Below are 22,427 nucleotides of genomic sequence, written 5' to 3' on the forward strand. Positions count from 1 at the left end.
ATCGAAGGGTGCACGCCCACACCGTCGCGGACTCCCTCCCGAGGGCAGTCCTGCGACCGGCGAGTGGCAACGTCTTCGAGACCACGGTGGAGCAGCTCGCGACCGCCATCCGCCTCGGGGTGCTGCGTGACGGCGAGTTGCTGCCCCCCGAGCGTGACCTCGCCGAGCAACTCGGCGTCAGTCGCAACACCCTGCGCGAGGCCATCGCCGCGCTGCGCGACTCGGCTCTGGTCTCCACCCGTCGCGGCCGCGGCGGCGGGTCGGTCGTCACGTATACCGCGCCGGTGCCGGGCGAGGTCCCCACGGTCCGCTCCGGGGCGGCGCTCGCCGACGCGATGGACTTCCGGCGGATCGTCGAGCCGGGTGCTGCGGCTCTGGCCGCGAGCAGGCCACTTGCCGCCGACCAACGGGCCTGGCTCCTGCAGGCCCTCGGCGAGGTGGAGCAGGCGCCGGACGAGGCCGCGCACCGACTCGCCGACTCCCGCCTGCACCTGGCCATCGCCACCCTCGCCGGGTCGCCCATGCTCATCGAGGCCGTTACTCGCGCACAGGCCGCCCTCGCGGAACTGCTCGCGGCCATTCCCGTGTTGCGGCGCAACATCGACCACTCGAACGCCCAGCACGACGCCATCGTCCGCGCCATCCTGGCCGGCGACCCCGAGGAAGCCCGGCGAGCCATGGAAGAACACTGCGATGCCACTGCCGCGCTCCTGCGTGGCCTGATCGGATGACGAAGGAGCACGTGATGAGCATGGGGAACGGCGCACCACAAATGAGTCTGGAGACCTTGCGGGCCGAGATCGTCACCGGCGAGATCGACACCGTCATCGTTGCCTTCACCGACATGCAGGGGCGGCTGCAGGGCAAGCGGCTGCACGGGCAGTTCTTCCTCGACCACGTGCTCGGTCATGGCACCGAGGGCTGCAACTACCTGCTCGCCGTCGATGTCGAGATGAACACCGTCGACGGCTATGCGATGTCGTCCTGGGAGACCGGATACGGCGACTTCGAGTTCGTCCTCGACATGAGCACCCTGCGGCGCACGCCCGGCCAGCCGCATTCGGCGACCATCCAGTGCGACCTCGCTTGGCTCGACGGCTCCGGGCCGGTCCGGCCCAGCCCGCGTGACTTCCTCAAGGCCCAGACCGCCCGCGCGGCGGCGCTCGGCTACCGGGCACTGGCCGGCACCGAACTCGAGTTCATCGTCTTCGAGAACTCCTACGACGACGCCTGGGACCGCGGTTACCGAGGGCTGACCGGCGCGAACCGCTACAACGTCGACTACTCGATCCTCGGCGGCACCCGCGTCGAGCCGCTGTTGCGTGACATCCGCAACGAGATGTTCCGGGCGGGTGTTGTCGTCGAGGGGGCCAAGGGGGAGTGCAACCTGGGCCAGCACGAGATCGCCTTCCTCTACGACGAGGTCGTGCGCACCTGCGACAACCACGTCATCTACAAGACGGCTGCCAAGGAACTCGCCGTCGCGCACGGCCAGTCGATCACCTTCATGGCCAAGTACGACCAGCGCGAGGGCAACTCCTGCCACATCCACCTGTCGCTGCGCGGCCTCGACGGCTCGATCGCCTTCGCCGACAAGCGCCGCAAGGGTGGCCAGAGCAAGGTCTTCGACCAGTTCCTCGCGGGGGTCCAGGCGACGATGCGTGAGTTCTCCTACTTCTACGCCCCGAACATCAACTCCTACAAGCGATTTCAGCCGGGTTCCTTCGCGCCGACGGCCATCGCATGGGGTCGCGACAACCGCACCTGCGCCCTGCGCGTCGTCGGTCATGGTGCCGGGTTGCGCATGGAGAACCGTGTCCCCGGTGGTGACGTCAATCCCTACCTCGCCGTCGGAGCCATGCTCGCCGGTGGCCTCCATGGCATCGAGAACGAACTCAAGCTCGAGCCGGCTTTCGTCGGCAATGCGTATGCCGCGGACGTCGCCCATGTGCCCACCACTCTGGCCGAGGCGCGCGACCTGCTCGCCGGGTCGGCCATTGCGCGGGCCGCGTTCGGGGACGACGTCGTCGACCACTATGTCAACGCGGCCGACATCGAGATCGGCGCCTTCAATGCCGCCGTCACGGACTGGGAACGCGTCCGTGGCTTCGAGCGGCTCTGAGACCCACGAGAGAAAGCACCTGATGAGCACCACGCACGACGTCATCAACCCGGCGACCGAGGAGGTCGTCACCACCCTCGACCTGGTGGGGGTGGAGGAGACCGATGCGGCCATCGCCAAGGCCGTCGAGGTCGGACCGGCCTGGCGGGCGGTCAGCCCTGCTGATCGGGGAATGCTGCTGCGACGCTTCGCCGATGTCGTGGAGGAGCACACCGAGGAACTGGCACGCCTCGAGGTGACCAACGCCGGCCACACGATCGGCAACGCCCGCTGGGAGGCGGGCAACGTCGTCAACGTCCTGCGCTACTACTCGGCCGCTCCCGAGCGCCTCTTCGGCCGGCAGATTCCCGTCGCCGGTGGCCTCGACGTCACCTTCAAGGAGCCGCTCGGCGTCGTCTCGGTCATCGTGCCGTGGAACTTCCCGATGCCCATCGCCGGATGGGGCTTCGCCCCGGCACTCGCGGCCGGGAACACGGTCGTCCTCAAGCCGGCCGAGCTGACTCCCCTGACGGCGATTCGCCTCGGGGAGTTGGCACTTCAGGCCGGCCTCCCTGAGGGCGTCTTCACGATCCTGCCCGGCAAGGGCTCGGTCGTGGGGGAGCGCTTCGTCACCCACCCCGACGTCCGCAAGGTCTGTTTCACCGGCTCGACCGCCGTCGGTCAGGGCATCATGCGCAAGGCCGCCGACCAGCTCAAGCGGGTCACCCTCGAACTCGGCGGCAAGTCCGCGAACATCGTCTTCGCCGATGCGGATGTCGAGAAGGCGGCCGCCAGCGCGCCGATGTCCTTCCTCGACAATGCCGGGCAGGACTGCTGTGCGCGCACGCGAATCCTCGTCCAGCGCAAGGTCTACGACGCCTTCATGGAGCGCTTCGAGGCGGCGATCAGGGCTGTCCGGGTGGGCGATCCCGGCGACGAGTCCACCGAGATGGGCCCGATGGTGAGCAGCGGCCAACGCGACACGGTGCGCTCCTTCGTCGAGGACGCGGAGGCCACCGGCCACGCGGCCCCCGACATCGCCTTCCGCGGTGCGGCGCCCAGCGGCAAGGGCTGGTGGTATCCACCGACCGTCCTCATGGCGCACGGGACGGGGGACCGCGCGTGGCGCGAAGAGATCTTCGGCCCGGTCGTGTCGGTCATGCCCTTCGACGACGAGGCGGACGCCATCGCCAAGGCCAACGACACGGCATACGGCCTCAGCGGGTCGATCTGGACCCGCGACGTGGGCCGGGCCATCCGCGTGTCGCGGGCGGTCGAGGCCGGCAACCTGTCGGTGAACAGCCACTCCTCGGTGCGGTACTCCACGCCCTTCGGTGGGTTCAAGGCCAGCGGCATCGGCCGCGAGCTCGGCCCGGATGCCCTTGATGCCTTCACCGAGACCAAGAACGTCTTCTTCGACACCCAAGCCTGACTCGAAAGGAACAGACACACCATGGCTGGACGCCTGCAGGACAAAGTCGCTGTCGTCACCGGAGGATGCTCCGGCATCGGCCTGGCGACCGTGCGTCGCTTCGCCGAGGAGGGTGCCAAGGTCGTCATCGCCGACCTCAACGACGAGCTCGGCGCACAGCTCGCCGAGGAGCTCGGCGGCACCTACGTCCACTGCAACGTCGCGAGCAAGGAGGACGTCGACAACCTCTTCAAGGTCGCCCACGACACCTACGGACGCATCGACATCGCCTTCAACAACGCCGGCATCAGCCCGCCCGAGGACGACTCGATCCTCGAGACCGACCTCGAGGCATGGGACAAGGTCCAGCTCGTCAACCTCACGTCGGTCTACCTGTGCTGCAAGGCGGTCCTGCCCTACATGCTCGAGCAGAAGTCCGGCTCGATCATCAACACCGCGTCCTTCGTCGCGGTCATGGGTGCGGCCACCTCGCAGATCTCCTACTCCGCCTCCAAGGGTGGGGTGCTGTCGATGACGCGCGAGCTCGGTGTGCAGTTCGCGCGCGAGGGCGTGCGCGTCAATGCGCTCTGCCCCGGACCGGTCAACACCCCGCTGCTGAAGGAGCTCTTCGCCAAGGACGCCGAGCGCGCCGCCCGCCGCCTCGTGCACGTCCCGATGGGTCGCTTCGGGGAGCCCGAGGAGATGGCCAACGCCGTGCTCTTCCTCGCCTCTGACGAGAGCAGCTTCATGACGGCCAACACCTTCCTCGTCGACGGTGGCATCTCCGGGGCCTACGTCACGCCGCTCTGAGGAGGGTGAGCGCCATGCCGCGCAATCGACCGGTCATCGGCATCTCGTGTTATGTCGAGAAGGTCGACCGCACCCCGTGGGTGCAGCAGTGGTCGGCCGTGCTGCCCCATGACTACGTCCACCATGTGGAGGCTGCGGGTGGTGCGGCGGTCATCCTCCCGCCCCGACTCGACGGAGACGACCATCTGGCCCGCGACCTCCTCGGCCGCGTCGACGGACTGATCCTCGCGGGAGGAGCCGACATCGAGTCCTCGCGCTACGGAGCGCCGCCGCATGCGACAGCGCAGAACCCCCGACCCGACCGCGACTCCTGGGAGTTGGCCCTGGCGCGCGTTTCCCATGCGGTCGACCTGCCCACCCTTGGCATCTGCCGCGGTATGCAGGTCATGGCGGTGGCTGCCGGCGGAGCGGTCGAGCAGCATCTCCCCGATCGAGTGGGCACCGAAGCGCACTGCCCGGTGCCCGGACGGTATGCCGCCCACTCCGTCACTCCCGTCGCCGGCACCCGAGTGAGTGAGATCCTCGGTGCCGCTCCCCTCGATGTGCCGACCTACCACCACCAAGGAGTGCTGGCCGACTCGTTGGACCACACGGCATACCGCTTCAGTGCCTGGCACGCGGACGGGACACCAGAGGCGATGGAAGACCCGGGCAGCCGCTTTCGGGTCGCCGTTCAATGGCATCCGGAAGCCGGCGCCGACGCCCGCCTCTTCCGCGCGTTGGTCGCGTCCGTGCCGTGATCCGCCGGGGCGACGCCCGGGAAGGCGTCCGGCTCAGGCGATGTCGGAGAACCCGAGATGTCGAAGGCCGTGCCCGCGCATCGCGGTCGCCACAGCCACCTGGGAGGGGCTGGCGTGGGGATCGGTCAGGACGTTGTTCGCACAGTCGATGAGGTGGGCGTACTCCCGCTGGGCCACGAGGAGGTCGATGACGGCCATCCGCACCGTCGCGCGATGCTTCGGCTCTGCGGCCACGAGGATGTTCTCGAGCCGCACGAGGCCCGTCATGGTGGATCGCACGTCGGTCCGGTCGACGATCGTCATGACGGCTTCGATGTCCTCGGCGGTTGTCGGCTTCGTTGCCATGGGCGCCCCCTTTGCCTCAGCGTCCACCCTGCCAGCGCTTCGTCGACGCCGCCCACGGAAACGGAAGATCCACAGGTTGACCTCAGGATGGAACATGCAATGAAAACGGCGCGTTGACCAGCGACGGACACGTGACCCATTGACGAATTCGAGACGGCGGACACATGAGGATCTTCACGAGTTGGGGCGCGCGGGCCCTCGGCGTTGCCGGACTCGGAGTGGCGGCGGGCCTGGTGAGTGCAGCGCGCGGCATACCGTCGGCGATGGGTGGCCGGGCAACTGGCGAGCGGCGCGCGCGGATGGAGGCCTCGCCCCATTTCCGCGACGGCAAGTTCCACAACGAGGACCTCGTGTGGGAGCCGGGCACGCGGTCGCTCGCAGAAACTGCGGGCAAGATGATCAGCGGGCGTGCCGACGGTGTCCCCGGCGGGTCGGTGCCGCTGGTCAGCCAGCCATCGCCCGTGGCACTGGACGGACTGCACGTCACCTGGTTCGGGCACTCCTCGGCGCTGCTCGAAGTCGACGGAGTGAGCGTCCTGCTCGATCCGGTCTGGAGCGATCGGGTGTCGCCGAGCCAGCAGGTGGGTCCAAAGCGGTTGCACGCCAGCCCCGTCGAACTCGAGGACCTGCCGCGCATCGACGCGGTCGTCATCTCGCACGATCACTACGACCACCTCGACGAGGGTTCGATCCGGTGGCTGGCCGAGCACACCGACTGCCAGTTCCTCGTGCCCCTCGGGGTGGGTGCCCATCTGGCCGCCTGGGATGTGCCCGAGCGGCGGATCGAGGACCTCGACTGGGACGAGGACACCAAGGTCGGGGACCTGCACATCACGGCGACCCAGGCGCAGCACTTCTCCGGGCGGGGCTTCTCACGCGATGGCACTCAATGGGCGTCCTGGGTGATCGCCGGGCCCGAGCACCGGGTCTTCTACTCCGGCGACGGTGGCTACTTCGCGGGCTTCTCGCTCATCGGGGAACGCCACGGCCCCTTCGACCTCACGCTCGTGCAGGTCGGCGCCTACGACAGTGCGTGGCCGACCATCCACATGCGTCCCGAGCAGGGTGTCGCCACCCACCTCGACGTGCGTGGCGGCCTGTTGCTGCCGGTGCACTGGGCGACCTTCAATCTGGCCTTCCACCCGTGGGCGGAGCCCGTCGAGCGACTGCTCGTCGAGGCCGAGCGCCACGAGGTGCCGGTCGTCGTGCCACGCCCCGGTCAGCGCATCGATGTGAGCGACCCGCCTCCGCTCGACCCGTGGTGGCGCGACCTCGCCCACTGACCGGCGGCACCCACCTGCTCGGCCCGCCAGTCCAGCCGCCACGCCAGTTGAGCTCCCCGCCAGTCGAGAGGGAGCAAAACGCGGGGAAGACGGCAGTCTTCCCGCGTTTTGCTCCCTCTCGACTGTGGGGTTGGGGTGGCCCTCGACCCGGAGTGCGTGAGCAGCAGTGGGGGTCACAGGGGGTAGGTGAGAACCGATCCCGTGACCGAGGCGGTGACCCGTTCGCCGGTGCGGGGCACCTGGCCGCCGGCGCCGAGGCGGGCCGCGATCTCGGAGCCATCGTCGAGTGCGACGTGCACGAGGGCGTCGTGGCCGAAGTAGTCGCAGTGACGCACCGTGCCGAAGGCTCCGGTGCGGATCCCCGGCTGGTCGGCGCTGTGCAGCACGATCTGCTCCGGCCTGAGCGCGACCTCGACGGCACCTTCGGCGGCGCTGTCGGTGGCGTGCGTCCCGAGCGCACTCTCGACGCGACCGTCGTGCGCGCGGCCGACAACGGTGACGAGGTCGCCGAGGAAGCCGGCTGTGACGCGGTCCGCCGGGGCGGTGTAGACGTCGAGCGGTGATCCGGCCTGCAGGATCCGCCCGGCATCCATGACGACGATCTGGTCGGCAAACGAGAGGGCCTCGTCCTGGTCGTGGGTCACCATGAGCACAGTCACCCCTTCGGCGGCGAGGGCGTCGGCGACGGCCCGGCGAGTGCTGGCCCGTAGGCCGGCGTCGAGGGAGGAGAAGGGCTCATCGAGCAGCACCACCCGTGGGCGGCGGGCCAGTGCGCGGGCCAGCGCCACGCGCTGCTGCTGTCCACCGGAGAGCTGGTCGGGGGATCGGCCGGCGACTTCGCGGGGAAGACCGACCAGGTCGAGCAGCTCGGTCAGTCGGGTGGCGCGACCGGGGTCGCCCCGGCGCAGCCCGAAGGTGATGTTGTCGGCGACGCTCAGGTGTGGGAAGAGGGCGCCCTCTTGGGCGACATACCCCAGGCCGCGGTGCTCGGGCGCGATGTTGAGACCGGCGCCGAAGACGTCGCGGTCCGCGACCACGACGCGACCGGCATCCGGGCGATGGAAGCCGGCGATGACCCGCAGCAAAGTGGTCTTGCCGCACCCGGACGGGCCGAGGATCGCCGTCGTCGAGCCGGCGGGCACCGTGAGGTCGACGCCGTGGAGCACCGTCGTGGCACCGTGGCCGGCGACGATCCCCTCAGCCTTGAGCTCGCTCATCGGGTGTCCTTCGTGGAGTTGCTCAGGAGGAGCCAGGTGAGCGGGGCGGACACCAGGATCATCATGAGCGCATAGGGCGCAGCCACACCGTAGTCGAGGCTGTCACTGGCCGCCCAGAAGCCCGTCGCGAGTGTGGTCGTCCCGGTCGGGGCCAGGAGCAGGGTGGCCGTCAGCTCGACACAGGTGGCGAGGAAGACCATGGCGAAGCCCGAGAGCAGACCGGGCGCGATGAGCGGCAGCAGCACCCGCCGGGTCGCCCGCCACGGGCTGTCGCCGAGCGAGCGCGCGGCCTCGAGGAGTCCACCGGGCGCCTGCGCCAGGGCCGCCCTGATCGACACCATGGCCCGTGGGATGAAGAGGATCGCGTAGGCGATGACGAGCAGGAAGGGCGTCTGGTAGAGCGGGCCGATCCACCGGATCGCGACGGTCACCAGCGCGAGGGCCACGACGACGCCGGGCAGCGAGCTCGCGAAGTAGGTGATCCGTTCGATGCTCTCGGTGAGCAGGGTCCGTCGGCGGTGCAGGAGGAGGGCGACCGGGAAGGCCGCCACCGTCGTCAGCACTCCAGCGGTCAACGCCAGCCCGACGGTGCTCGACAAGGCGCCCAACAGCGCGGGAGAGAGGATCGGCGTGCCACCGGCGCCCAGCCAGTGCCCCACGGCATACAACGGGACGCCGAGCGACAACAGCACCCATGTCGTCAACCCGACAATCGCGGGCCCCGCCCATCGACCCAACGGCACCCGCTGCGGCTGCACCCGCACGCCGGACCCGATACGGGCCAGCGACACCCGCCCTCGGGCGAATCGCTCGCCGGTGAGTACGAGCGCGGTCAGCACCATGAGCACCGTGGCCAGCACCGAGCCGGCGGTGGTGTCGAAGGCCGCTTCGTACTGGTCGAGGATCGCCGTCGTGAAGGTGGGGAAGCGCAGCATGGCCAGCACGCCGAACTCGGCGAGCAGGTGCAGGGCCACGAGCAGCGCCCCGCCGAGCAGGGCCGGACGCACCTGTGGGAGAACGATCTTGGCGAAGGTCCCCCAGGCGCCCAGCCCGAGCGAGCGGGCGCTGTCCTCCCACCGACTGTCCAGCCCGCGCAACAACGCCGCGACCGGAAGGAAGACGAAGGGGGTGTAGGACAGTGTCGTGATGAGGGCCGCCCCGCCCAGACCGGTCAGCGAAGGTCGCAGCGACACCCACGCATAGGCGTTGACGAAGGCCGGCACGGCGAGCGGTGCGACGAGCGCCAGGCGCCACCACCGGGCTGCGGGGAGTTCGGTCCGTTCGACCAGCCAGGCCGCCCCGACCCCGACCACCACGCACGCGGTCGTCGTCACGAGCACGAGCGAGACGGTGTTGCCGAGGAGCTCGCCGACGCGGGGACGGAAGACCTGCTGGGCGGCGACGCCGAGACCGGACTCGGTCGCCGTCGCGAGGATGACGAGCAATGGCAGGACACAGATGCCGGCGACGACGACCGCAGAGATCGCCACCGGTCCGATCCCGCCGGTGCCCCGGCGGGAGAGCGTGCTCGTGCTCGTCATGACCTCATCGCCTCACAGGATCCCGGCGGCTGTCATGAGCTTGATGACCTCGGGCCCATCGAGGGTGAAGGGGTCGATGGATGGTGCCTGCAGGGAGTCCAGCGGCGGCAGCGCCGGGTCGGACGCGACACCGTCGCCGACGGCATACTCCATCGACTTGCTGCTCACCAGGGCCTCCTGTCCCTTTGCGCTGGTGACCCACGCGAGGAACTTCTGGGCGTCGGCCTGCTTCGTGCTCGCCTTGAGGACACCACCGGCGCTGACACTGACGAACGCGCCGACGTCCTCACCCTTGAAATAGTGCAACTTCGTGTTCGCGCTGCCCTCCTTGGTGAGCGCCTGGTCGCGGTACCAGTAGTAGTGGTACATGATCCCCATCGGGACCTCGCCGGCGTTGACGGCCTTCATCGTGGCGATGTTGTTCTGGTAGACCTTGGCGTTCTCCTTGAGCCCCTTGAGCCACGTCTCGGTCCGGTCGGCGCCCTCGGCCTGGAGCACTCCCGAGACGATTGCCTGGAAGTCGGCGCCGCTGGGAGCTGCTCCCCACTTGCCCTTCCATTTCGGGTCGGCAAGGTCGAGCATCGACGCCGGCAGATCGGCCTCGGAGATCTTGCTCGGGTTGTAGATGAGCACCGTGGAACGGGCCGCGATGCCGACCCACTCACCGCTGCTCGGGCGGTACTGCTGGCTCACCTGGTCAAGGGTGCTCTGCTCCACCGGGGAGAGCAGGCCGGCGTTCTGGACCACGGTCATCGCGGGGGAGTTCTCGGTGAGGAAGACGTCGGCCTGGGTCTTGTCCCCCTCGGCGACGAGTTGGTTGCCCATCGAGGAGTCCTTGCCCTGCCGGACCTGCACCTGGATTCCAGTGTCCGCGGTGAAGCCCTTGACCCACGCGTCGACGAGATTGGCGTGCTGGGCGCTGTAGATCGTCAGCTTGCTCGGGTCGAGGGGAGCCTCGCCAGTGGCGGAGTCGCCGCTGCCGCAGGCGGCAAGAGCGAGGGCGGCCACAGCCACGACGGCGGGCAGGTGTCGGCGCTTCATCGGTGTCCTTCTCGAATCGGGTTCTGCGGTTTGGTTTCCACGTTCATGGCGTATGCCGCGGGGCTGCGTCGCGCGCGCCTCCCGCCGAGCGCTGTGCTCACGCGGGAGACCACGAGCCAGGTGGCGATCCCGAGCCCGAAACTCAGCGCGAGGTTGACCAGCGGCATCGAGGTCAATCGGTAGACCTGGAAGTGCGTCAGGTAGATGTAGAGCGAGCTGCTGGCCAACACGCCGAGCGCGGGCACGACGACCCGTGGCACGGGCAGGTTGGGGAGCCAGATGAGCACGAGGATCCCGGCCGCAATCGTCCACTCGCGCACCGAGTTCCCCATGAAGCCGGGAAGTCCGACGGCGACGATGGCGACGAGGAGCAACCGTTGCCATGCCTGGCGGGCCAGGGCGGCAGACCAGCCGACGGCGAAGAGCCACAGCACGGCCGGCGCGGTGCCGCGACCGGGCGGTGACGTGAGATCGAAGACGTCGAGGCGCGCGAGCAGCCCCACGGAGGCAACGGTGGCGGCAACGGCGAAAGGCGCTGCGGCATACCACTTATGGACACGGGGGAGGGCAAGGAACCCGGTGACGGCCACGAGGATCCAGACGAGCGCCTCGATGAACCACAGGCGCCAGTGACTGGTCCACGTGGCGGGGCCGGTGATCCAGTTGACGAGGAAGAGGTTGCCGACCGAGTAGGTGCCGGCGAGAAGGCCGACGACGCCGACCCAGATTGCCGTTGGCACGGCGATCTTGGCGATCGTGGCAGCGACGGCACGGGTGCGTTCGCGAGCAGTCGGGAGCGCACCGGCGAACCGGGCGAAGTTGAAGCCGCCCACGGCCAACAGGATGTGGGCGCCCCCGAGGAGCGTCGCCACCTTGGTGTGGCCGGCCACGATCGCCGTGATCGCGAGTGCCCTCAGCACGACGGTGGTGTCGAGGCACGCCCATCGTGATCGCCCACTGTGCGCTGCGACCGGGTCGTCCTCGGCCAAGGACGCCAGCTCGATCAGGGTGCGGCTCGGCCAGTCGGCCGGGAGCGTGCCGATGGCCTCCTCCAGGTGCACCGCCACCTCGACATAGGACAGCGAGTCCCCATGCAGGCCGACGAAGGTGTCCGTGACGTCGGCGTCGGGTCGGCCAAGGCAGGTGCGATAGATGTCGACGAGGTGATCGAGGGTGGTCGTGGGGGCGCCGTTGTCGGACTCCAGCAGCCCCTCGTGCACCTGCTGCGCTGCCTTCCGGTCGATCTTGCCGGCATCGGTGCGGGGCAGCCCATCGTCCGTGACCGCCACATGGATCCGATGTGCCGGCAGGCCACTCGCGGCCGAGGCGATCGACAGACCATCGGCCTCGAGGTCACGGTTGCGCTCGACGGAGCCCGCGCTCGAGACGAGCACATCGACATGCTCGTCGCTGCCGCCGACCCAGGAAGCCAGACCAGCATTCGACAGAGCGCGCTCGATGGCGCCGGTGTCGATGCGTAGACCGGCGATCTTGAGGAAGCCGGAGCGGCGGCCGACGATCTCGACCCGGCCGTCCGCATCCAGCCGCCCGAGATCCCCGGTCGCGAGAGCGGGGACGGTGCGCCCGCGCGCCAGGTCGGCCGGCGACTCGGCATACCCCAGCATGACGTTGTCGCCGTGGAAGACGAGGTCACCGACCTCGCCGACCTGCGCTGGGCGCCCGTCGACCAAGACCTCGAAGGCCCCGCTGCCGACCGCGCGACCGGAGCAGTGCGGGTGGGTCAACACGTCTGCTCCGGAGGCGATCGCCATCCGGGCACACGCCTCGGTCTGCCCATACATGACGCGCAGTTCCCAGCCGTCGCGGCGACCCTGTTCGGCGAGTGCCCGCGCGCGATCCGCACCCAGGCCGCCGCCGGCCTGGGCCACCTGGCGCAGCGTGGACAGGTCCGCCAGGCGGTGCCCGCTCGCGGCGATCAGGTCGAAGGAATGCGGCACGGTGGACAAGGACGTGACGCCTTCGGACTCCAGCAGGGCCCACAGGTGGTCGTCGACGAGGGACCGGTCGGTCAGGACGATCGAGGCGCCCGCGGCCAGGTGGGAGTGCAGCACCGACAGCCCGTAGCAGTAGTGCAGCGGCAGCGTCGTTGCCGCGACATCGCTCGCTCGGATGCCGAGACCGGAGACGATGTCGTCGGTGTTCGCGTCGACGGCGGCGTGCGACAGCCGGACCAGCTTGGGGGATCCGGTCGATCCTGATGTCGAGAGCAGCAGGGCCAGATCAGGATGCAACTCGTGCGCGGCTTCGATGCGCCGGTGCGTGACCGACCACCGGCCATCCCGGTGCCCGCCGACGCTGTCAGGGTCGTGCACGTCGACGATCTGCCCCGACCGACCGGGTGCCGCGACGATGACGGCATGCCCGGCGAGCAATGCCCCCAGGTGGTCGACGATGGCGTCCACGTCAGGGGTGAGCTCGATCAGCACGAGCCGCCGACCGCCATTCACCTGGCCCCAGCGGGAGGCGGAGTCGGCCACGCGTGCCGCGAGCGCGGCATACGAGATGGTCGTGGTCCCCGTGTGGAGTGCGGGGGAGTACCCATGGGTCGACAGTTGACGCACGAAGCCCACGGCGGCGGGCGCGGCCGGGTGCAGTGGAAGGGTCGTCGTCATGGCAAAGGTAAGGCTAACCTCACCTTCACCGGTGGTGGAATCCGGGTCCAGCCAGAGGAACGCCCGATCCACAGTGTGGACACCCGGTCGAGTCCGCCATCACCTTTGGCAGAGTGAGCCCGTGATGCCGATGTATGCCGCCACCGCGGCCCTCATTATCGAATAGCGCGACGAGCACTCCTCGTCGCGCAGACCTCCCACACCCCGGGGGGTCTTTTTGTTGGTCGGGGCACCCCCACGAAGGGTGGACCGGCGAGCGGCGGGGAACGATGTGAGCACCAGCGTCACATGCAGGAGAGCACGATGGAACGACCACGACGAGACGACCGACGAGGCGACAAGATGACCGACCTGCACGTCTACGACACCACGCTGCGTGATGGCGCGCAGCAGGAGGGGCTCAACCTCTCCGTCACGGACAAGTTGGCCATCGCGCGCCACCTCGACGACCTCGGCGTGGGATTCATCGAGGGCGGCTGGCCCGGCGCCAATCCCAAGGACACCGAGTTCTTCGCCCGCGCGGCGCGAGAGCTCGATCTGCGGAACGCGACCTTGGCGGCCTTCGGTGCGACGCGGCGTGCCGGTGGCGCCGCGTCCACCGACCCCTTGGTCCGCGCGCTCGTCGCCAGCCAGGCGTCCGTGGTGACGCTCGTCGCGAAGTCCCACACGGGCCACGTCGAGCGGGCCCTGCGGACGACGCTCGCCGAGAACCTCGAGATGATCCGCGACACCGTCTCCTTCCTCGTCGGGGAGGGGCGGCGCGTCTTCCTCGATGCGGAGCACTTCTTCGATGGGTATGCCGTGGACCGCGCCTACGCCCTCGAAGCGCTGCGCGCGGGCGTCGAGTCGGGCGCGGAGGTGCTCGCCCTGTGCGACACCAATGGCGGAATGCTGCCCTCGCAGGTCGCCGATGTCGTCCACGACGTGGTCTCGACCCTCGGTCTGGCCGACAATGCCGAGTCACGCGTGGGGATCCACTGCCACAACGACACCGGCTGCGCGGTCGCCAACTCGATGGCGGCCGTCGATGCCGGTGCCCGACATGTCCAGGGAACGGTCAACGGTTACGGCGAGCGCACCGGCAATGCCGACCTGGTCACCGTCGTCGCCAACCTCCAACTCAAGAAGGGGCTGGAGGTCATCGACGGACATCGCCTCGCCGAGGCGACCCGGATCAGCCACGCGATCAGCGAGGTCACCAACGTCCCGCCCTACTCCCGCCAGCCCTACACCGGTGCCAGCGCCTTCGCGCACAAGGCCGGTCTCCACGCCTCGGCGATCAAGGTCGACCCCGATCTCTACCAGCACCTGGACCCCAAGGGCGTCGGCAACGACATGCGCATGCTGGTGTCCGACATGGCCGGTCGGGCCTCGATCGAACTCAAGGCCCGCGAACTCGGCTTCGACCTCGACGCCTCCGACGCCGACGACAGTGCGCTCATGCAGCGCGTGCTCTCGTCGGTCAAGGAGAAGGAGTTGCGCGGCTACACCTTCGATGCGGCCGACGCCTCCTTCGAGTTGCTCCTGCGCCACGAGCTCGACGGCTCGTTGCCGGAGTTCTTCACCGTCGAGTCCTGGCGCGTCATCACCGACGCGCGCGGCGAGGCCGATGCCCTCTCCGAGGCGACGGTCAAGATCGTTGCCGGCGACCGGCGGCACGTCCGCACCGGCGAGGGCAACGGTCCGGTCAACGCTCTCGACCAGGCGCTCCGGTCGGCCCTGGCCAAGGCCTACCCGGAGATCGAGCACCTCGAGCTCGTCGACTACAAGGTGCGCATCCTCGACGCCGCACACGGCACCGACGCCGTGACGCGCGTGCTCATCGAGACCACGGACGGCACGACGACGTGGACGACGATCGGTGTCGCTGCCAACATCCTTGAGGCGAGTTGGCAGGCCCTCATCGAGTCGGTGACCTATGGGCTCATCCGGGCGGGCGTCCCGCCACTCACCTGAGCCAACACGCCGAGCAGGCGTGTGCGCAGGGCGTTGGAGCGTTCGGCGAAGTCGCGCTGTCGACTGACGTACTCCGCCTTGCCCTCCGGTGTCTCGATGCGCACCGGCTCGAGGCCCAGGCCCGTCAGGTCGTAGGGGCTGGCCTGCATGTCGAGCCGCCGTATCTCACGGGCCAGATCGAAGGCATCGAGGGTCAGGCCGCTCGGCACGACCGGTTCGAGCTTGACGCACCACTTGTAGACATCCATGCCGGCGTGCAGGCAGCCCGGCTGCTCGTGGGCGACCTGCGTCTCGCGAGTCGGTTGCAGCGTGTTGAGCGGTGCCGCGGTCGGCGTGAAGAAGCGGAAGGCATCGAAGTGGCTGCACCTGATCGTGTGGGCTCGGGTCACCTCGTCGGTTCCCTCGGCCCCGAGGCGCAGTGGCCAGTTCTCATGGCGCACACCGTTTTCCGGTAGGCCGTGGACCATCGCCCACTCATGGAGCCCGAAACAGCCCAAGGTTGCGGGCCGCGACAGCGTGGCTTCCAGCAGGCCCCGCACGAACTCCACGGTTCGTCCCCGCGCTTCGAGGAAGCCCGCCCGGTCGAGGGCGACCACGTCACCGAGGGTGACGTAGTGGCGCCAGCCTGCCCGCGGCATACGGGAGGCGCCGGCGAGCCCGACCCCGGGGCCCGGGTGCCAGCGCGCGAGGCGACCGGGGGTGAGGGCGTAGTACTCGAAGAGGAAGTCCTCGACCGCGTGCTTCTCGCCGCGGTCACGACGCAAGAGGTGGGCTCGGGTGCGATCCTCGACGGCTGCCCGATGCGCCTGCATGAGCGGCTCCCACTCGTCGCGGTCGAGGACGGTGGTGGGCACCCACCCACGGTAGGCGAGCAGCCCTAGGCTGGGTGCATGCGCATTGCTCGATTCACGACCGGCGACGACCCCATCTACGGCCTGGTGGACGGGGCCGGCGAGAAGATCGCCGAGATCACCGGCGACCCGCTCTACACCCGGATCGAGTTGACCGGCCGGACGTATGCCGTGGACGACGTGCGGCTCCTCGCGCCGGTGATTCCTCGGAGCAAGGTCATCGGGATCGGCAAGAACTACCACGACCACGCCAAGGAGATGGGTGGGGAGGCACCGACCGAGCCGCTGATGTTCCTCATCCCCAACACGGCCGTCGTCGGGCCGGGCGACCCGGTGGTCATGCCCTCGCAGTCGAGCAATGTCCACTACGAGGGCGAACTGGCCGTCGTCATCGGTCGGATGTGCAAGGACGTCGAACCCGAGGATGCGCTGAAGGTCGTCTTCGGCTACACCTGCGCCAACGACGTCACCGCCCGGGACCTGCAGAAGTCCGACGGGCAGTGGTCGCGCGCCAAGGGCTTCGACACCTTCTGCCCACTCGGGCCGTGGATCGAGACCGACCTCGACCCGATGGACCAACCCCTCGTCACGCGCCTGGACGGCGAGATCGTCCAGGACGGGCACACCAGCGACATGGTCCACGGCGTGGCCGAGCTCATCTCGCACGCCTCAAAGGCCTTCACGCTCCTTCCCGGGGACGTCATCCTCACCGGGACGCCGGCAGGGGTCGGGCCGGTCGAGGTCGGCCAGCGGGTCGACGTCGAGATCGGCGACATCGGCCTCCTGAGCAACCCCTTCGTGCGTCCCTGAGGGCCCGTCGGCACTGACTGTCGGGGAGATGGGGTCAGGACCCCACCAACCCGACAGTCAACCGTCACGCGGCTGCCGAACCCTAGAATCGGCTCACCATGAGTGAGCGCACCCTGCCCGAGATCCCCACCGTCGCCGACCTGCCCGGAAAGGTGCGGCTGCGGGTCGCGCCTTCGCCCACCGGAGACCCCCATGTGGGCACCGCCTACATGTCGCTGTTCAACCTCGCCTTCGCCCGTCAGCAGGGCGGCCGGTTCCTGCTGCGGATCGAGGACACCGACCGGGCACGCTTTCGTGCCGACTCCGAGCAGCAGGTCTTCGACACCCTTGAGTGGCTCGGGCTGACCTGGGATGAAGGTCCCGACAAGGGTGGCCCGTGCGCTCCCTACCGCCAGAGCGAGCGGCTCGACACCTATCGCCCCTATGTCGACCGGCTGCTCGCCGAGAGCAAGGCCTATGAGTGCTGGTGCTCGACAGAACGCCTCACGCAGATGCGCGAGATCCAGCAGAAGACCAAGCAGCCGACCGGTTATGACCGGCTCTGCCTCGGCAAGACCCGCGAGGAGCGGGCCGCGCTGCCCGGGTTCTCGGAGACGCCGGTCGTGCGCATGCTCATTCCCGACGACGTCGAGCTCGAGTTCGACGACCTCATCCGCGGACGGGTCTCGGCGCCTCGACCCGATGATCAGGTCATCCTCAAGGCCGACGGGTTCCCGACCTATCACCTGGCCGTCGTCGTGGACGACCACGAGATGGGGATCACGCACGTCGTGCGGGGCGAGGAGTGGATCTCCTCGACGCCCAAGCACATCCTGCTCTACCGCTGGTTCGGCCTGGAGCCGCCGCAGTGGGCGCACATGCCCTTGCTGCGCAACACCGACAAGTCCAAGATCTCCAAGCGGAAGAACCCTGCCGCGCGGTTGACCTGGTTCCGGGAGCAGGGCTACCTGCCCGAGGCGCTCGTGAACTTCCTTGCCCTGCTGGCGTATCCGCCGGCCACCAACGAGGACGGCACGGACCGCGAGGTCTTCTCCTTCGATGAGTTCAGCGCGGGCTTCGACTGGCGCAAGGTCAACCCGGTCGGACCGATCTTCGACCTCAAGAAGCTGGACTGGCTCAACGGTGTCTACATTCGAGGCCTGTCGGTCGGTGAGCTGGCCTCACGACTGCTGCCCTTCCTCGTCGACGACGGCATCGTCGGCGACAACCCGAGTCTGGGCGAGTTGGCCCGGCTCAAGGCGGTCACGGCGTTGGTCCAGACCCGCATGGCACACCTGTCCGAGGCGCCGCCCCTGGTGCGTCCCTTCTTCGTCCCGGACGATGCGCTGGAGATCGCCGAGGACGCCCGAGCGGCTCTGGGTGACAACGCGGCCGAGGTGATCGAGGCCGCGGGCCGGGCGTTGGGCGACATCGACGACCATGGCACCAGTGTGCTCGGGTCCGACAGCGGCTGGACGGCCGAGGCGATCGAGACGGCCTTGCGCACCGCGATTGTCGACGGCCTGGGCATCAAGCCGAAGTTCGCCTTCGGTCCGCTGCGGACCGCCGTCTCGGGGGCACGCATCAGCCCGCCGCTCTTCGAGTCGATGGAGATCCTCGGCAAGACCTCGACGCTCAATCGCCTGGCGGCCTTGTTGGCCACGCTGTAGATGACGCTGCGGATCTCGGTCGGCGATTTGGGGCCGCACAGGGGGACGGGTAGTATCTTCCCTCGGTTCGCCCGACGGTTCCTGACCGGACGGCATACCCCCTTGGGGTATAGTGTAATTGGCAACACTAGTGATTCTGGTTCACTCATTCTAGGTTCGAGTCCTGGTACCCCAGCCAGTCGATCCGGCTCCGGCCGGACCGATTTCGGAGAATCCTGCACCGACAGGTAAGGTTCCTCCGGTCCGCAAGGACACCTGCTAGAGGCCCCGTTGTGTAGCGGCCTAGCACGCCGCCCTCTCAAGGCGGTAGCGCGGGTTCGAATCCCGTCGGGGCTACAACGAGGAAAACGGCATCCACGTCGTGGGTGCCGTTTCCTCGTTGCCGCCCCCCACGTCGTGGTGGCTGTATGCCGGCCGGTCAGGCGCCGTGCGCCTCCTCCTGCGCCTGCGCATGGCGGGCCAGGACCTCGGTGAGTTTGTTGGCGCCGGCGATGACAGTCGCTGCGTGCAGCCGGCCCGGCTGGCGGGAGAGCCGCTCAATGGGGCCGGAGATCGAGACCGCCGCGATGACGCGACCAGAGGGGGACCGGACCGGCGCCGAGACCGAGGCGACGCCCGGCTCGCGCTCGCCGACCGACTGGGCCCAGCCGCGGCGGCGCACACCGGAGAGCGCCGAGGCATTGAACGCCGCACCCTGGAGTCCGCGGTGGAGTCGGTCCGGTTCCTCCCACGCGAGGAGCACCTGAGCGGCCGAACCGGCGAGCATCGACAGAGCGGCACCGATCGGGATGGAGTCGCGCAGGCCCACCGGACGCTCGGCCGTGGACACACAGATGCGATGGTCGCCCTGGCGTCGGAAGAGCTGGGCGGACTCATTGGTGTGATCGCGCAGTGCGCCCAGCACCGGGCCGGCAGCCGCGAGCAGGCGGTCCTCGCCGGCCGCGGCGGCCAACTCGCCGAGCCGCGCACCGAGCACGAAGCGGCCCTGCAGGTCGCGGGCCACCAAGCGGTGGTGTTCGAGGGCCACGGCCAGCCGGTGGGCCGTGGGCCGGGCCAGGCCGGTGGCGGTCACCAACTGGGCCAAAGTGGAGGGCCCGGCCTCGAGGGCACCCAGCACGATGGCCGCCTTGTCGAGTACCCCGACCCCGCTCGACAGATCGTTGTCCATGTCTTGATATTGCCGTCTCGACTCCTGAGACGCAAGTCCATGGGTCGGGACAAGGTGCGAAGGTCGCTGTGGTCGAGGGCGTCCGAAGCGGGGCCTGTCGGTTCGACCGGTCGAGAGAGGGACAGCGAGCAATGGCCAAGACGTTGGCGGAGAAGGTGTGGGAGGCCCACGTCGTCCGACAGGGCGAGGGTGAGCCGGACCTGCTCTACATCGACCTCCACCTTCTCCACGAGGTGACCAGTCCTCAGGCCTTTGACGGACTGCGGCTCACGGGCCGGACCGTGCGACGCCCGGACCTCACGCTCGCCACCGAGGATCACAACGTCCCGACGACCGCGGGTCCGATCACCGACCCGGTGTCTCGCACCCAGGTCGACACCTTGCGCACCAACTGTGAGGAATTCGGGGTCAAGCTCTATCCGATGGGTGACGCCGAGCAGGGCATCGTCCACGTCGTCGGCCCGCAACTGGGCCTGACCCAGCCGGGGATGACCGTTGTCTGCGGCGACAGCCACACCTCGACGCACGGCGCCTTCGGGGCCCTCGCGTTCGGTATCGGCACCTCCGAGGTCGAGCACGTCCTCGCCACCCAGACCCTGCCGCTCAAGCCCTTCAAGACCATGGCCATCACCGTTGAGGGAGACCTTCCCGCGGGGGTGACCGCCAAGGACGTCGTGCTGGCCGTGATCGCCAAGATCGGCACCGGTGGCGGCCAGGGGTACGTCCTGGAGTTCCGTGGCTCGGCCATCCGTGCGCTCTCGATGGAGGCCCGGATGACGATCTGCAACATGTCCATCGAGGCCGGCGCGCGAGCCGGCATGATCGCACCTGACGACACGACCTTCGACTACCTGCGTGGCCGCGACCATGCGCCAAAGGGTGAGGACTGGGACGCTGCCGTCGCCGCGTGGCGCGACCTGGCCACCGATGAGGGCGCCGAGTTCGACGCCGAGGTCGTCCTCGACGCCACCGAGCTCTCGCCGTTCGTCACGTGGGGCACCAACCCGGGCCAGGGTGCCCCCCTCGGCAGTGCTGTCCCTGATCCGGAGCACATGGCCGATGACAACGACAAGGCCGCCGCACGACGGGCGCTCGAGTACATGGGCCTGACGGCGGGCACCCCGCTGCGCGATGTCCGCGTCGACACGGTCTTCGTGGGCTCGTGCACGAACGGGCGCATCGAGGACCTGCGGGCGGTCGCGGGCGTCCTCAAGGGTCGGCGCGTGGCCGACGGCGTGAGGATGCTCGTCGTCCCGGGGTCGGCCAGAGTGCGGCTGCAGGCCGAGGCCGAGGGTCTCGGTGAGGTCTTCGAGCAGGCCGGCGCCGAGTGGCGCCTGCCGGGCTGCTCGATGTGCCTGGCCATGAACCCCGACAAGTTGGCCCCCGAGGAGCGCAGCGCCTCGACGAGCAACCGCAACTTCGAAGGCCGGCAGGGCAAGGGTGGGCGCACCCACTTGGTCAGCCCGCAGGTGGCGGCGGCCACCGCCATTCGCGGGACGCTGTCGAGCCCCGCGGACCTCGAACCCGTCGGCGCCTGAGGTCAAGGAGAGACATGGAAGCCTTCACCACCCACACCGGGGTCGGAGTGCCGTTGCGTCGCAGCAATGTCGACACCGACCAGATCATCCCGGCCGAGTACCTCAAGCGGGTCACCCGGTCCGGATTCGAGGACGGCCTTTTCGCGGCGTGGCGAAAGGACGAGACGTTCGTCCTCAACGACCCGTCGTATGCCGCGGGGTCGGTTCTCGTGGCGGGACCGGACTTCGGCACCGGCTCCTCGCGCGAGCATGCCGTCTGGGCCCTGATGAACTACGGCTTCCGAGCCGTCATCTCGAGCCGCTTCGCCGACATCTTCCGAGGCAACAGCGGGAAGCAGGGCCTGCTCACGGCCGTCTGCAGCCAGGACGACGTGGAGTTGCTCTGGAAGTACCTCGAGAACAACCCGGGTGCGTCGGTGACCGTGGACCTCGAGTCACGCACCGTGACCGCCGGTGACATCGTGGCCCGCTTCGAAGTCGACGACTACACGCGGTGGCGCTTGTTGGAGGGCCACGACGACATCAGCCTGACGCTGCGGCACGCCGAGGACATCGACTCCTTCGAGGCCGCCCGGCCGAGTTGGAAGCCAGTCACCACCCAGCCTGCCTGAGCGCAGAAACCGGTGACGGAGACTCTCCGTGACCCCGCACCGGTGCGACACGCCGTTGTGCCACAGTGGATTTCGGGCGCCGGACGAGGTCGAAGGCGGTGTGACAGATGTGGTCACTGTGATTCCTGTGATCTGTTGCCCTTCCTCGACCAGTTTCGACCGACCTCATCGTGACGAAGCGATGATTGTGTGCCGCAACGGTATTGGGACGAGAGCACAGGCAGACCACCGGGTTCCAGGCGCGTGTTGATCCACACCTCACAGGTGACTGAAGACAGTCCAAACCTGTTGTGCCACAGGGCGATGAGGTTGGAGGGTGATGGACTCGGCCCTGGTCGCGGCATACCTTCGAAGCATGTCGGATCCACCGACTGCCAGGCCGGCTCACCCGGCATCGCACCCACCTCGATGGAGCAGAAATGAACAAGGCAGATCTGGTCAAGGCGCTCGAGAAGACCCTCGGGTCTCGCAAGGCCGCCAACGAGGCCCTCGACGCGGTCCTGGACACCGTCATCCGCGCCGTCACCAAGGGCGAGAAGGTCAGCATCACGGGCTTCGGCACCTTTGAGCGCATCGAGCGTGCCGCCCGCACGGGCCGCAACCCCCACACCGGCGCCAGTGTCCGGATCCCCAAGTCCAAGTCGCCCCGTTTCCGCGCCGGCGCCGCGTTCAAGGGCTACGTGAAGGCCCCCAGCTCGTTGCCCAAGGCCGCGCCGGCCGCC

19 protein-coding genes and 2 tRNA genes are annotated in these 22,427 nt (G+C 68.8%); 14 read left to right on the forward strand and 7 right to left on the reverse strand.

What is annotated here, in order from left to right; genetic code table 11:
- Positions 1-8 precede the first annotated feature (8 nt).
- From BN10_RS06680 to BN10_RS06700, 5 genes are read left to right on the forward strand one after another with little or no spacing between them, the layout of a single operon-like run.
- Entirely contained in the window at positions 9-731 is a 723-nt protein-coding gene (locus tag BN10_RS06680; RefSeq protein ID WP_010850446.1) for a FadR/GntR family transcriptional regulator, read from the forward strand.
- A gap of 20 nt (positions 732-751) precedes the next feature.
- Positions 752-2,122: a glutamine synthetase family protein gene (locus tag BN10_RS06685; RefSeq protein ID WP_040752811.1), complete on the forward strand. Its 1,371-nt coding sequence runs from the start codon at positions 752-754 to the stop codon at positions 2,120-2,122.
- Between the two features lie 22 nt (positions 2,123-2,144).
- The gene (locus BN10_RS06690; protein WP_010850448.1) at positions 2,145-3,533 is read left to right on the forward strand and encodes an aldehyde dehydrogenase family protein; all 1,389 of its coding nucleotides are present in this window, start codon (positions 2,145-2,147) and stop codon (positions 3,531-3,533) included.
- 21 nt (positions 3,534-3,554) lie between these two features.
- Positions 3,555-4,322 (forward strand): 3-oxoacyl-ACP reductase, encoded by a 768-nt coding sequence (locus BN10_RS06695; protein WP_010850449.1) that lies wholly within the window; start codon positions 3,555-3,557, stop codon positions 4,320-4,322.
- Positions 4,323-4,336: 14 nt separating this feature from the next.
- Positions 4,337-5,062 carry a gamma-glutamyl-gamma-aminobutyrate hydrolase family protein gene (locus tag BN10_RS06700; protein WP_010850450.1) on the forward strand — a complete coding sequence of 242 codons (726 nt, stop codon included), beginning with the start codon at positions 4,337-4,339 and terminating at the stop codon, positions 5,060-5,062.
- A 33-nt stretch (positions 5,063-5,095) separates the two neighbouring features.
- Here the strand turns inward: BN10_RS06700 and BN10_RS06705 are convergent, their stop codons facing one another.
- On the reverse strand, positions 5,096-5,407 hold the full coding sequence (locus BN10_RS06705; RefSeq protein WP_010850451.1) for a hypothetical protein: 312 nt from the start codon (positions 5,405-5,407) through the stop codon (positions 5,096-5,098).
- Positions 5,408-5,571: 164 nt separating this feature from the next.
- Between BN10_RS06705 and BN10_RS06710 the strand changes: the two genes are divergently transcribed.
- The gene (locus tag BN10_RS06710) at positions 5,572-6,690 is read left to right on the forward strand and encodes an MBL fold metallo-hydrolase (protein WP_010850452.1); all 1,119 of its coding nucleotides are present in this window, start codon (positions 5,572-5,574) and stop codon (positions 6,688-6,690) included.
- 173 nt (positions 6,691-6,863) lie between these two features.
- On the opposite strand, the gene BN10_RS06715 is transcribed toward BN10_RS06710, so the two are convergent.
- Genes BN10_RS06715 through BN10_RS06730 form a run of 4 tightly spaced genes read right to left on the reverse strand, consistent with a single transcriptional unit; the run spans position 6,864 to position 13,122 of the window.
- The gene (locus BN10_RS06715) at positions 6,864-7,907 is read right to left on the reverse strand and encodes an ABC transporter ATP-binding protein (RefSeq protein WP_010850453.1); all 1,044 of its coding nucleotides are present in this window, start codon (positions 7,905-7,907) and stop codon (positions 6,864-6,866) included.
- Positions 7,904-9,448 carry an ABC transporter permease gene (locus BN10_RS06720; RefSeq protein WP_010850454.1) on the reverse strand — a complete coding sequence of 515 codons (1,545 nt, stop codon included), beginning with the start codon at positions 9,446-9,448 and terminating at the stop codon, positions 7,904-7,906. The genes BN10_RS06715 and BN10_RS06720 overlap by 4 nt, the downstream gene beginning before the upstream one ends.
- A gap of 12 nt (positions 9,449-9,460) precedes the next feature.
- Complete coding sequence (locus tag BN10_RS06725) at positions 9,461-10,489, reverse strand: iron ABC transporter substrate-binding protein (RefSeq protein WP_010850455.1); 1,029 nt, start codon at positions 10,487-10,489, stop codon at positions 9,461-9,463.
- The gene (locus BN10_RS06730; protein WP_051369638.1) at positions 10,486-13,122 is read right to left on the reverse strand and encodes an AMP-binding protein; all 2,637 of its coding nucleotides are present in this window, start codon (positions 13,120-13,122) and stop codon (positions 10,486-10,488) included. Before BN10_RS06730 ends, BN10_RS06725 begins: the two co-directional genes overlap by 4 nt.
- Positions 13,123-13,464: 342 nt before the next feature.
- Between BN10_RS06730 and cimA the strand changes: the two genes are divergently transcribed.
- On the forward strand, positions 13,465-15,078 hold the full coding sequence (gene cimA / locus BN10_RS06735) for a citramalate synthase (protein ID WP_040752821.1): 1,614 nt from the start codon (positions 13,465-13,467) through the stop codon (positions 15,076-15,078).
- Here cimA and BN10_RS06740 read toward each other — a convergent pair.
- Positions 15,039-15,932: a hypothetical protein gene (locus tag BN10_RS06740; protein WP_010850458.1), complete on the reverse strand. Its 894-nt coding sequence runs from the start codon at positions 15,930-15,932 to the stop codon at positions 15,039-15,041. The two genes, cimA and BN10_RS06740, sit on opposite strands and share 40 nt — an antisense overlap.
- Before the next feature lie 36 nt (positions 15,933-15,968).
- On the opposite strand from BN10_RS06740, the gene BN10_RS06745 reads away from it, so the two are divergent.
- The 4 genes from BN10_RS06745 (at position 15,969) to BN10_RS06760 (ending at position 18,724) form a co-directional block, all read left to right on the forward strand.
- On the forward strand, positions 15,969-16,739 hold the full coding sequence (locus tag BN10_RS06745; protein ID WP_010850459.1) for a fumarylacetoacetate hydrolase family protein: 771 nt from the start codon (positions 15,969-15,971) through the stop codon (positions 16,737-16,739).
- Positions 16,740-16,837: 98 nt separating this feature from the next.
- A complete protein-coding gene (gene gltX / locus BN10_RS06750; RefSeq protein ID WP_010850460.1) occupies positions 16,838-18,388 on the forward strand; it encodes a glutamate--tRNA ligase in 1,551 nt (516 codons plus the stop codon).
- 103 nt (positions 18,389-18,491) lie between these two features.
- Positions 18,492-18,566, forward strand: a tRNA-Gln gene (locus tag BN10_RS06755).
- A gap of 85 nt (positions 18,567-18,651) precedes the next feature.
- A tRNA-Glu gene (locus tag BN10_RS06760) sits at positions 18,652-18,724 on the forward strand.
- 82 nt (positions 18,725-18,806) lie between these two features.
- Here BN10_RS06760 and BN10_RS06765 read toward each other — a convergent pair.
- Complete coding sequence (locus BN10_RS06765) at positions 18,807-19,556, reverse strand: IclR family transcriptional regulator (RefSeq protein WP_010850461.1); 750 nt, start codon at positions 19,554-19,556, stop codon at positions 18,807-18,809.
- 131 nt (positions 19,557-19,687) lie between these two features.
- On the opposite strand from BN10_RS06765, the gene leuC reads away from it, so the two are divergent.
- The 3 genes from leuC to BN10_RS06780 form a co-directional block, all read left to right on the forward strand.
- On the forward strand, positions 19,688-21,094 hold the full coding sequence (gene leuC, locus BN10_RS06770) for a 3-isopropylmalate dehydratase large subunit (protein WP_010850462.1): 1,407 nt from the start codon (positions 19,688-19,690) through the stop codon (positions 21,092-21,094).
- 14 nt (positions 21,095-21,108) lie between these two features.
- Complete coding sequence (leuD, locus tag BN10_RS06775) at positions 21,109-21,705, forward strand: 3-isopropylmalate dehydratase small subunit (RefSeq protein WP_010850463.1); 597 nt, start codon at positions 21,109-21,111, stop codon at positions 21,703-21,705.
- A gap of 419 nt (positions 21,706-22,124) precedes the next feature.
- Positions 22,125-22,427: HU family DNA-binding protein (locus tag BN10_RS06780; RefSeq protein ID WP_040751020.1), on the forward strand; the 303-nt coding region annotated here is incomplete at its 3' end.

It is taken from the genome of Phycicoccus elongatus Lp2 (assembly GCF_000367525.1).
GTDB classification, from domain to species: domain Bacteria; phylum Actinomycetota; class Actinomycetes; order Actinomycetales; family Dermatophilaceae; genus Phycicoccus_A; species Phycicoccus_A elongatus.

What these genes read in the sequence shown, in the direction of transcription:
- BN10_RS06685 (WP_040752811.1), top strand. Translation starts at nt 752, where the DNA reads ATGGGGAACGGCGCACCACAAATGAGTCTGGAGACCTTGCGGGCCGAG.
- BN10_RS06690 (WP_010850448.1), top strand. Translation starts at nt 2,145, where the DNA reads ATGAGCACCACGCACGACGTCATCAACCCGGCGACCGAGGAGGTCGTC.
- BN10_RS06695 (WP_010850449.1), top strand. Translation starts at nt 3,555, where the DNA reads ATGGCTGGACGCCTGCAGGACAAAGTCGCTGTCGTCACCGGAGGATGC.
- BN10_RS06700 (WP_010850450.1), top strand. Translation starts at nt 4,337, where the DNA reads ATGCCGCGCAATCGACCGGTCATCGGCATCTCGTGTTATGTCGAGAAG.
- BN10_RS06705 (WP_010850451.1), bottom strand. Translation starts at nt 5,407, where the DNA reads ATGGCAACGAAGCCGACAACCGCCGAGGACATCGAAGCCGTCATGACG.
- BN10_RS06710 (WP_010850452.1), top strand. Translation starts at nt 5,572, where the DNA reads ATGAGGATCTTCACGAGTTGGGGCGCGCGGGCCCTCGGCGTTGCCGGA.
- BN10_RS06715 (WP_010850453.1), bottom strand. Translation starts at nt 7,907, where the DNA reads ATGAGCGAGCTCAAGGCTGAGGGGATCGTCGCCGGCCACGGTGCCACG.
- BN10_RS06720 (WP_010850454.1), bottom strand. Translation starts at nt 9,448, where the DNA reads ATGACGAGCACGAGCACGCTCTCCCGCCGGGGCACCGGCGGGATCGGA.
- BN10_RS06725 (WP_010850455.1), bottom strand. Translation starts at nt 10,489, where the DNA reads ATGAAGCGCCGACACCTGCCCGCCGTCGTGGCTGTGGCCGCCCTCGCT.
- BN10_RS06730 (WP_051369638.1), bottom strand. Translation starts at nt 13,122, where the DNA reads ATGACGACGACCCTTCCACTGCACCCGGCCGCGCCCGCCGCCGTGGGC.
- cimA (WP_040752821.1), top strand. Translation starts at nt 13,465, where the DNA reads ATGACCGACCTGCACGTCTACGACACCACGCTGCGTGATGGCGCGCAG.
- BN10_RS06745 (WP_010850459.1), top strand. Translation starts at nt 15,969, where the DNA reads ATGCGCATTGCTCGATTCACGACCGGCGACGACCCCATCTACGGCCTG.
- gltX (WP_010850460.1), top strand. Translation starts at nt 16,838, where the DNA reads ATGAGTGAGCGCACCCTGCCCGAGATCCCCACCGTCGCCGACCTGCCC.
- BN10_RS06765 (WP_010850461.1), bottom strand. Translation starts at nt 19,556, where the DNA reads ATGGACAACGATCTGTCGAGCGGGGTCGGGGTACTCGACAAGGCGGCC.
- leuC (WP_010850462.1), top strand. Translation starts at nt 19,688, where the DNA reads ATGGCCAAGACGTTGGCGGAGAAGGTGTGGGAGGCCCACGTCGTCCGA.
- leuD (WP_010850463.1), top strand. Translation starts at nt 21,109, where the DNA reads ATGGAAGCCTTCACCACCCACACCGGGGTCGGAGTGCCGTTGCGTCGC.